The organism is Pseudomonas sp. RC4D1, from assembly GCF_018390395.1.
Lineage (GTDB): Bacteria > Pseudomonadota > Gammaproteobacteria > Pseudomonadales > Pseudomonadaceae > Aquipseudomonas > Aquipseudomonas danubii.
In genome coordinates this window covers 1,188,752-1,198,614 of sequence record NZ_JAHBAW010000002.1, presented here as the reverse complement: position 1 = coordinate 1,198,614, position 9,863 = coordinate 1,188,752, and the positions used below count along the sequence as shown (strand labels likewise).

At 61.8% G+C, this 9,863-nt stretch carries 9 protein-coding genes; 5 read left to right on the top strand and 4 right to left on the bottom strand.

Going from position 1 to position 9,863, the window contains the following annotated elements; all coding sequences use genetic code 11:
- The first annotated feature begins 11 nt into the window (after positions 1 to 11).
- Entirely contained in the window at positions 12 to 2,663 is a 2,652-nt protein-coding gene (locus tag KHO49_RS21005) for a DUF4118 domain-containing protein (protein WP_102880455.1), read from the top strand.
- A gap of 103 nt (positions 2,664 to 2,766) precedes the next feature.
- Positions 2,767 to 3,462 (top strand): response regulator, encoded by a 696-nt coding sequence (locus tag KHO49_RS21000; RefSeq protein ID WP_213665777.1) that lies wholly within the window; start codon positions 2,767 to 2,769, stop codon positions 3,460 to 3,462.
- 26 nt (positions 3,463 to 3,488) lie between these two features.
- Here the strand turns inward: KHO49_RS21000 and KHO49_RS20995 are convergent, their stop codons facing one another.
- Positions 3,489 to 4,523 (bottom strand): patatin-like phospholipase family protein, encoded by a 1,035-nt coding sequence (locus KHO49_RS20995; protein ID WP_102880454.1) that lies wholly within the window; start codon positions 4,521 to 4,523, stop codon positions 3,489 to 3,491.
- Between the two features lie 221 nt (positions 4,524 to 4,744).
- On the opposite strand from KHO49_RS20995, the gene KHO49_RS20990 reads away from it, so the two are divergent.
- The 3 genes from KHO49_RS20990 to KHO49_RS20980 all read left to right on the top strand — a co-directional run bounded on the left by KHO49_RS20990 (position 4,745) and on the right by KHO49_RS20980 (position 6,841).
- Positions 4,745 to 5,023 (top strand): hypothetical protein, encoded by a 279-nt coding sequence (locus KHO49_RS20990; RefSeq protein WP_213665776.1) that lies wholly within the window; start codon positions 4,745 to 4,747, stop codon positions 5,021 to 5,023.
- A 143-nt stretch (positions 5,024 to 5,166) separates the two neighbouring features.
- Entirely contained in the window at positions 5,167 to 5,934 is a 768-nt protein-coding gene (locus KHO49_RS20985) for a CHAD domain-containing protein (RefSeq protein ID WP_110653170.1), read from the top strand.
- Positions 5,935 to 6,043: 109 nt separating this feature from the next.
- Positions 6,044 to 6,841, top strand: a complete 798-nt coding sequence (locus tag KHO49_RS20980; protein ID WP_110653122.1) for an acyl-CoA thioesterase — start codon at positions 6,044 to 6,046, stop codon at positions 6,839 to 6,841.
- A gap of 4 nt (positions 6,842 to 6,845) precedes the next feature.
- Here the strand turns inward: KHO49_RS20980 and KHO49_RS20975 are convergent, their stop codons facing one another.
- The 3 genes from KHO49_RS20975 to KHO49_RS20965 form a co-directional block, all read right to left on the bottom strand.
- Positions 6,846 to 7,208, bottom strand: a complete 363-nt coding sequence (locus KHO49_RS20975) for a terminase (RefSeq protein WP_102861005.1) — start codon at positions 7,206 to 7,208, stop codon at positions 6,846 to 6,848.
- A gap of 144 nt (positions 7,209 to 7,352) precedes the next feature.
- The gene (locus KHO49_RS20970) at positions 7,353 to 8,834 is read right to left on the bottom strand and encodes a methyl-accepting chemotaxis protein (protein WP_102880451.1); all 1,482 of its coding nucleotides are present in this window, start codon (positions 8,832 to 8,834) and stop codon (positions 7,353 to 7,355) included.
- A gap of 85 nt (positions 8,835 to 8,919) precedes the next feature.
- Complete coding sequence (locus KHO49_RS20965) at positions 8,920 to 9,726, bottom strand: TatD family hydrolase (protein ID WP_213665775.1); 807 nt, start codon at positions 9,724 to 9,726, stop codon at positions 8,920 to 8,922.
- Positions 9,727 to 9,863 lie beyond the last annotated feature (137 nt).

Here is a 9,863-nt window from a genome sequence, read left to right as displayed (position 1 = left end):
AGAGATAACCCATGAGTGATTCCGGCCGCGCCGACGCGCTGCTAGCTGATCTGCCCCGGGATGGCCGCGGCCGGCTCAAGGTCTTTCTTGGCGCCGCTCCCGGCGTCGGCAAGACCTACGCCATGCTTCAGGCCGCCCACACGCAAATGCGCCAAGGGGTCAAGGTGCTTGCCGGGGTAGTGGAAACCCACGGTCGTGCCGAGACCGAAGCGCTGCTGAGCGGCTTGCCGCAGCAGCCCCTGGTGCGCTCGGAATACCGTGGGGTGGTGCTCGAAGAGATGGATCTGGATGGCCTGTTGAAGGCCCGGCCCAAGCTGGTGCTGGTGGACGAACTGGCCCACAGCAATGCGCCGGGCAGCCGGCATGCCAAGCGTTGGCAGGATATCCAGGAGCTGCTGGCGGCGGGTATCGACGTGTTCACCACGGTCAACGTCCAGCACCTGGAGAGCCTCAACGATCAGGTGCGCGGCATCACTGGGGTCCAGGTCCGCGAGACGCTGCCCGACTGGGTGCTGCAGGAGGCCTATGAATTGCTGCTGGTGGACCTGCCGCCGCGGGAGCTCCTGGAGCGGCTGCGGGACGGCAAGGTCTATGTACCGGAGCAGGCGCGGGCGGCCATCGATGCCTTTTTCACCCAGACCAACCTCACCGCGCTGCGGGAGTTGGCGATGCAGACTGCTGCGGCCCAGGTGGATAACGACCTGGCCCTGGGCTATCGCCAGTTGGGGCAGGCGGCTCCGGCGGTGCGTGGGCGTTTGCTGGTGGGCATTGATGGCGATGCCCAGGCCGAGCGTCTGGTACGCCATGCCAGTCGTGTGGCCCAGCGTCGGCATTTGCCCTGGAGCCTGGTGCATGTGGACAACGGCCGGCTGCGGGACGAGCAGTCGCGCCTGCGCTTGCAGGCGGCGCAGCAATTGGCTGAGCGCCTGGGCGGGGAGGTGGTCCTGCTGCGGGCTGGCGAGGTGGCCAAGACCCTGATCCAGCACGCCAGCGAACGCCGCGCCAGTCTGTTGCTGGTGGGGCAATCCAGCCGCCGCTGGCGTCGGCGCTGGTTTGGTGGTGGCCTGGCGGCGCGCCTCTTGCGTAATGCCGACGGCCTGGAAATCAACGTCCTGGACAGCGAGCCACAACCCCATCAGCCGGGTTTGCGAGCCAAGCATTCGCTGTTGTGGTTCGACTATGCCCTGGCGCTGTTGGCGACCGTGTTGGCCAGTGCCCTGGCCTGGGGGGTGGCCAGTGTGCTGCCGTTGCCGAACATTTCCCTGGTGTTTCTTGCCGCAGTGTTGCTGGTGGCCGTGCGCAGCAGCCTGGGGCCGGCCCTGGCCTGCGCGGCGCTGTCGTTCTTGAGCTATGACTTTCTGTTTATCCCACCGAGTTTCTCTTTTGCCATCCAGCGTGAAGAGGATGTGCTGACTCTGCTGTTTTTCCTGCTCATGGCTGCGCTCACCGGCAACCTGGCGGCGCGCCAGCGGCGGCAGTTGCAGGCCCTGCGCGAGACCCAGGAGGAAACCGGTGAACTGTTGGACCTGTCGCGCAAGCTCACCGCTGCCACTGACCGGCAAGCGGTGATCAGTGCTGCAGCCCAGCACCTGCATGGGCGTGATGAGTTGCGTATCTGCCTGCTCAATCGCGACGGGCAGGGGGGCTGGAAAGTCGAAACCGGTGGCTCGCCGCAGTTCTCCGAGGCTGAGCGTGCGGCGGCCGATTGGGCCTGGCAGCACGATCAGCCTGCGGGGCTGGGGACCGGGACCTTGCCCTTCGGGCGCTGGTGGTGGTGGCCATTGTCGGTGGATGACGGCCCCTTGGGTTTGTTGGGTGTCTGTCCCAGGGAAGGCGAAGAGTTCAGTGGCCAGCGTCGTCGCCTGCTCACCGCCCTCAGCCAGCCCCTGGCCCAGGCGCTGGCTCGGGCGCGTTTGGCGGAGGATTTGGAGGCGGCGCGACTGCGCGGTGAAACCGAACAGTTACGCAGTGCCTTGCTGGCCTCGGTTTCCCACGATCTGCGCACACCGCTGACTTCGATGCGCGGCAGCATCGACAGCCTGTTGGCGCTGGGGGAGGCGATTCCCCTGGAAGACCGGCGTGAACTCCTGGAAGGCACGCGGGATGAGGCCGAGCGCCTGGATCGCTACATCCAGAACCTCTTGGACATGACCCGGCTCGGCCATGGTGCGTTGAAACTGGCTCGCGACTGGGTCGCGCCGGGGGACATAGTCGGCAGCGCCCTGAACCGCCTGCGTGCGGTGCTGGCGCCGCTGCAGGTGAGCACCGAATTGCCAGCGGACCTGCCGTTGCTCCATGTGCATGCCGCCCTGATCGAGCAGGCACTGGTCAATGTCCTGGAGAACGCCGCACGCTTTTCGCCAAACCAGGGTCGCCTGCAACTCAAGGTCAGTGCCGATGAGCATGAATTGAGCTTTGCCGTCAGCGATGAGGGCCCGGGGATTCCCGAAGAGGAGCGGGCGAAGATCTTCGACATGTTCTATACCGCTGCCCGTGGCGATCGGGGAGGGCAGGGAACGGGGCTGGGCCTGGCGATTTGCCAGGGCATGGTTGGTGCCCACGGCGGGCATATCAGTGTCGCCGATGGCATTGACGGCCATGGCACCTGCATCACTTTGCACTTGCCATTGCAAACCCAGCCGGAGCTTGAGCAGGATCTGTGAATACCTGTAGAACGCACTCATACCTCGCAACGCAAGCGCTACCGGGATTACCGGAGCAGCCTTGCGCTACTCTTTTGCCTCTTATTTGTCTTGAATTGAACCCATGAGCCAGACCGCGACCATCCTGGTCATCGACGACGAGCCGCAGATCCGCAAGTTCCTGCGCATCAGCTTGGCGTCCCAAGGATACAAAGTGATTGAAGCCGGTACCGGTACCGAGGGCCTGGCCCAGGCGGCACTGAACAAGCCGGATCTGCTGGTGCTCGACCTGGGGCTGCCGGACATGGATGGCCAGCAGGTACTGCGCGAGTTTCGCGAGTGGTCGACGGTGCCCGTGCTGGTGCTTTCGGTGCGTGCCAGCGAGGTGCAGAAGGTCGAAGCCCTGGACGGTGGCGCCAACGATTACGTGACCAAGCCTTTCGGCATCCAGGAGTTCCTGGCACGCATCCGCGCCCTGTTGCGCCAGGCGCCGGTGGGGGAGTTGCAGGAAGCGGCGTTGCAAGTTGGGCCGCTGACGGTGGACCTGGCCTACCGTCGGGTACTGCTCGATGGCCAGGAAGTGGCCCTGACGCGCAAGGAGTACGCTGTGCTGGCGCAACTGGCACGACACCCCGGTCGGGTGATCACCCAGCAGCAGCTGCTCAAGGACATCTGGGGGCCGACCCACACCGAGGACAGTCATTACCTGCGGATCGTGGTCGGGCATTTACGCCAGAAACTGGCGGATGATCCGACCCAACCACGGTTCATCGTCACCGAGGCGGGGGTTGGCTACCGTCTCTTGGGGGGCGAGCCCTGAGCTTTAGGGGCCCGGAATGTCGCTTGCTACTGCTCCTGTTCGTAGCGGTCCAGGGTATCGCTGGCGATTTCCCGACCCAGGGCGATCAGTTCCGGGGCCTTGTAGAACTCGAAGAACCGGCATACGCGCTTGGGCACGTTGATCAATATGTCCGGTGGATAGCCGGCGATCTTGTATTGGGCCAGGGACGTCTGCATGACCTCGAAGCTCTGGTTCACCAGGTCCAGTAGCGAGGCCGGACCGACGTTGTCGATGATGAACGAACCGCTGGCAGACTTGGGCGCGCCGTCGGTTTCTGGCGCAGCGGCCGGTTGCTGGGATTCCGGTTCGGCACCTTCGACCCAGGGATTGATCTCGGCGGCTTGGCTCTTGAAGGCCTCCTGTTCCAGCAGCAATAGTTGTTCGGCCTGTTTACGCCGGAACGGCAGGTGCGAGCCCAGGGAGTTGATCAGGCTGTCAAAGCGGCTTTTGAACGCCGGGGGGCGCTGGATCACCGGTAACTGATAATGGCGCTGGTTGGTGGAATTGAGGTTGACCGCGATGATCAGGTCGCAATGGCTGGAGACCACTGGCACGATCGGCAGTGGGTTGAGCAGACCGCCGTCCACCAGCATGCGGTTACCCTGCATCACCGGGGTGAACAGGCTGGGGATGGCTGCGGAAGCGCGCATGGCTTGATGCAGACAGCCTTCCTGGAACCAGATTTCCTGTTGATTGGTCAGGTCAGTGGCTACCGCGGTGTAGGGAATGCGCAGCTCTTCGATATTCACTTCACCGACGATCTTGCGGATCTGGCCGAAGACTTTCTCGCCGCGAATCGCCCCCAGGCGGAAACTCACGTCCACCAGGCGCAGTACATCAAGGTAATCCAGGCTTTCGATCCACTCCCGATACTCGGCGAGCTTGCCTGCGGCATAGATGCCGCCCACCACGGCGCCCATGGAGCAACCGGCGATGCAGGCGATGTCATACCCGCGTCTTTCGATCTCCTCGATGACCCCGATATGGGCGTACCCGCGAGCGCCTCCCGAGCCGAGTACCAATGCGACACGTTTGTTCATGATTCGTCCCTTCGCCAAACAGGTTGCAACAATGCACCCATAGCGGCCTGGGGTTCAATTGCTGATGTAAGGCCGGACCTGTCCGGTGTTTTTTCCTTGGGGGGCTCGGGCCGCGCGGCTATGCTCCTGCGGCTATATTTTCCAAGGGTTGCGTCAGGCACTTTTTTACGCTGCCATCGTCTTAACCTGTACGACTGTTTTCTTTTCTTGAGGTGTCATTGATGAAAGCCTGGATCTGCTTGCCCCTGATGGCATTGGTACTGACCGGTTGCGCAGGCAAGACCGCCTACCGCGACAGCTGTGGCACTCAGCTGGACGCCGCCTGGCACGAGCTGGACCTGGCCAAGGCTGAAGGTTTCGCCGGCACTGTGAGTTATTCCAAGGCCTTGTCGTTGCTGACCGGGGCCAAGACTCAGCAGCAATTCGAAGCCTTTGAAGGGTGCACCAAGAAAGCCGAGAAGGCGCGCTTCTATATTCGTGAGTCCCGCGCCGGGCGCTGAGCCGCGCCAGCCGCTACGCTGAAGCGGTGAATCTCCACCCTGGACCCCAATGATATGGCGCAACGCCGTTCTTGGGCCTGGGGTGTCATTCTTGAGTCGGATAAGCCCATGTAGGGCTTGTGAGCCGTATTGGGGAAAGCCTGATGTCTGCCTTGGTTGATCGATTGGTGGTTCAGATCCTGAGCCTGGAAGTGAGCTTGCTGGCTTGTCAGGCGCGACTGGCTGCCGCCACTGATGCCGAGGCACTGCATGACTTGCGTATCACTGTGCGCCGCTTGCGCAGCTTGTTGCGTCCATTGCGCGGTTTGCCTGGTGTCGAGCAGTTGGAGGCTGCAGCTAGTGAGGTTGGACAACTGACGACGCCGATTCGTGACCGCGAAGTGTTGGCCGCTTATCTGTATCAGCATGGCCTGCATGCTGCCGCCGAGCGTCGTACCGCTCAGTTGCAAGGGGAGTATTCGGCGATCGCCGCCGGGCCGCCGTTGGCGCAGTTGTTTCTGGTACTGGATGCGTTTCCGCGGTTTCTCCGGGCCTCCGAGCGTCAGGGGCTGCTGCGTGGTTTACGAGGAAAGATTGAAAAACGCTTGTCCAAGCAGTGGAAAGCCCTGGGTGAGGCGTTGCGTGATCCCGCCCACGACCGGCATCGCCTGCGACTGTTGATCAAGCGTGTGCGTTACGCCGCCGATGCATACCCCGAACTGGATCGTTTGCCACCCCAAGCCATGAAACGCCTCAAGGCAGCCCAAGGGGCATTGGGGGATTGGCATGATTGCTGGCAATGGCTGGCCCAGGCCGAACAGCAGATGGACTTGCTGCCCTGTGTCGCCACCTGGCGTAAAACCATGCACAAGTCCCAGGCCCGCGCCGACCAGGTACTGGACAAGCTTCATGGCGATTGCTTCAGGAACTGACTACCGTTGTGCGGCTTATCTGTCCGCTGCTTTGGCCAGAATAGTGGCTGTGCGGCTCTGCGACGCTGGTTAAGATCCTTGAGTCTATTTTTTGCCCCTTGAGGTTTTCATGCGTTTTTACGATTTGCTTGAGGCCGTACGCGGCCAGCCCCAGGCGTTGACCATTCCGGCCGAGTGGGCTCAGGGGCGTGCCAGCTTTGGTGGCCTGGTGGTTGCCTTGCAGTACGAAGCGATGCGGGCCAAGGTCCCGCTGGACCGGCCGGTACGTTCCTTGGCGGTCACCTTTGTCGGGCCAGTGTCACCGGATGTGCCTGTCAGCTTTGAAGTGGATGTGCTGCGCGAAGGCAAGGCTGTCAGCCAGGTGCTGGGACGCGTCATGCAGGACGGCCAAGTGGTGACCCTGGTGCAGGGCAGCTTTGGCGCTTCCCGCGAGTCTGTGGTCAGTGTCGGCGCCCTTCCGGCCCCCGAGATGAAGCATTGGGAGGAGTGCCAGGAACTGCCCTACATCAAGGGCGTGACGCCGGAATTCATGCGTCATTTGGCAATGCGTTGGAGCATCGGCGGCATGCCCTTCACTGGCAACCGTTCCCGGGACATGGGGGGCTGGGTGCGCCTGCGGGGGGATGTCAAAGAGGAGCCTGTGACCGAGGCGCATATCCTGGCGCTGGTGGATGCCTGGCCGCCGGCCCTGTTGCCGCATTTGAACAAGCCTGCGGCGGGCAGCACCCTGACCTGGACCATCGAATTCGTCCAGCCGTTGTTGTCAATCAGCACCCTGGACTGGTGCAAGTACCGGGTGGAAATCGAGCATGCCCGCGATGGCTACGGGCACGCTGCCGCCGCGTTGTGGAGTCCTGAGGGGCAACTGATTGCCCTGAGTCGGCAGACGGTAACCATCTTCGCCTGATCCGTCAGTGACGGTGGCGTTGCCGCCAGGCACGCCACCAGGCACCGCTGAGGACAAAGCGTGGAAAGGTCACGAACTGCTCCATTAGCAGGCGTTGCACTGCATCTTTGCGATCGCTGAATGGTTCGCCGGCTTGTGCCTCCAGGCTATGGCCGTGACGCTGCAAACCGAGGGCAGCCAGCACTCCGAGCACGCCAATGGCCAGGCTCAGGAAACTCAGGGAGAACACTCCCGAAGCAATCAGCAGAAAACCGACAATGAACAGCGGGACGGCGATCAGGTGCAAAACCAGGTTGGTCGGATGCTGGTGGCTGTGCGGGTAGACGCGCCATTGCCAGGCGGGGAGGTTGGGGTGACGTTTGCCCATGATGATCATCCTTAGTGCTTGAAAACTCATGGACCAAGAATAGGGCGCAGTCGGTTTGGCGGCGAATCAAGGCTGGCTATCGGTTCGATAGCCAGTGGGGTGAGGGCAGTTGGCTGCTACTGGGTAGCGGCTCATGCTGGCGGATCAGAGCTTCAACTGGCCGATGGCCTTGCTCAATTCGCCGGCCAGGGTCGCCAGTTCACTGCTGGTCGTGGCGGAAGCAACGGTCTGCTGCACGGTGTTTTCGGTCACATCGCGAATGCTGACCACCGCTCTATTCATTTCTTCGGCCACCTGGCTCTGCTGTTCCGCGGCGACGGCGATCTGAGTGTTGCTTTCGCGCATCTGTGCCACTGCGCCGGTGATTTCCGCCAGTGCCGCCCCGGCTTCCTGTGCCTGCTGCACGCAGTCGTCGGCTTTGAACGAGCTTTCCTGCATGAAGTCCACCGCATCGCGGGTACCGGCTTGCAGGGCGGACACCATGCCGGTGATTTCGTCGGTCGAGGCCTGTACGCGTTTGGCCAGGTTGCGTACTTCATCTGCCACCACGGCAAAGCCGCGACCCATTTCGCCGGCCCGTGCGGCCTCAATGGCGGCGTTGAGCGCCAGCAGGTTAGTTTGCTCGGCGATGCTGTGGATGACGTTGACCACGCCGTTGATTTTCTGGCTGTCCTCGGCAAGTTTCTGAATCATCTCGGCAGTTTGTTGCACGCCACTGGACAGCCCAGCGATGGATTTCTGCACTCGGCCGACCACTTCATGGCCAGTGCCGGCCAGGGTGTCGGCAGTTTGCGACAGGTCACGAGTGGCACCTGCATGCTGGGCAATGTGGTAGACGGTGGCGGACATTTCGTTGATGGCGGTGGCGGCCTGATCGGTTTCGCTCTGCTGGCCGAGCATGCCGTGGCGTACATCATTCATGCTTGAAGCTAGGCGCGCGGCGCCCTGATCCAATTGGCGAGCGGTATTGGCCACGGTATTCACCACCCGTTGGTAGCCGGCCTGCATGGCGTTGAACGCGCTGGCCATCTGGCCCACCTCGTCCTTACAGGAGAGCGGTACGCGGGCAGACAGATCGCCGGTCTTCTCAACATGCAGCATGACGTCCTTGAGGGTATTGAGTTGGCTGAGGAGAAAGCGAATCAGCAACTGCGAGGCGCAGAGCATGGCGAACATCAGGATGAATACGGCCGCCGCATAGTTGGTGAAGCGGTCACTGAAGACTTGGGCCAGGCTTGGAGCGTGGGCCAGGACTGCGACCTGCTGGCCGTCGGCGCGATGGACGACTTCGGCGCCCAGCAACGGGTTGGTACCGAACAGCGGCATGTGGTTGATCTCGATCCAGCCGTTGGCGCCGTTCAGCTCGGGCAACGCCTGGTCGTTGAAACTGGGCGTCTGTCCCTGGGAGAAAGTCAGTAGGTGTTCATCGGTGGGCAGGGGCTGTCCTGCAGGCCAGGCATTGAGCAGCAGGGCCTGGCTATGGGCGGCGGCCTGGGCGGTCTGGCTACGTGCCTGCTGCTCCAGTTGCACGGCGTACAGCACCAATAGCAAGGTGGTGACAAAGGCGACCGCATTGACCGCCCAGAATTTGTATTTCAACGAGATATTGCTAAGCCAGGCACCCATAGAAGGTTTTCTCTGATTGAGCGGAACAGTATTGGCAAGGTGCCATTATTGTGCCGTCATGATCTCGGAAAAATCTTGATATGAGTCAAGCAATCTCTGGCAAGCGGAAGAAAGCTCTGGAGCAGGCGGTGCTGTGGTTGGCCAGGTCTTTCGGGGTCTCTTCCCGGTGCAGTGCCACTTCCCTCAAGACCTCGGTCAGATAGGCCGGTTCGTTACGGCCGTTCTTCGGTTTTGGTCGCAGGCTGCGCGGCAGCAGATAGGGAGCATCGCTTTCCAGCATCAGACGCCCGCGGGGAATGTTGCGTACCAGTGGGTGCAGGTGGGTGCCCCGGCGTTCGTCGCAGATCCAGCCGGTAATGCCGATGTGCAGGTCAAGATCAAGGTAACTGAACAGCGCCCGTTGTTCACCGGTGAAGCAATGCACCACGGCTGCTGGCAAACGGTCACGAAAGTCCCGCAGGATATCCAGCAGACGCTGATTGGCGTCGCGCTCGTGGAGGAACACCGGCAGTTGCAGCTCGACCGCCAGCGCCAAGTGTTCCTCCAGGACTTTTTCCTGTTGTGGGCGGGGGGAGAAGTCGCGATTGAAGTCCAGTCCGCATTCGCCCACTGCACGTACCCGTGGTTCGCTGAGCAATGCGCGCAAACGCCGCGAGCTGTCGGCATTCCAGTCACTGGCAGAGTGAGGGTGCAGGCCCGCGGTGGCGAACAGTCGCTGCCCGTTGCTGTCCAGTTGCTGGCACAGTTCCAGGGCCTGTTCGCTACCTTCGACGCTGGTTCCGGTCAGGACCAATTGGCAGATCCCAGCCTCATAAGCACGATCGAGAACGGCTTGGTGTTTTTCGGCAAAACAGGGATTGGTCAGGTTGACGCCGATATCGATGAGTTGCATGGTGCTATCTCCGCCTGCGGCCGGAAAGCATATCAGAGCTGTAGATTTATAAGAAAAACCAAGAACTACAACGAGTTAACGCTGTCTTTTGCTGCCGGAAGAACGTAATGCTCAGGCTTGTTACTGTCATTGCGCTT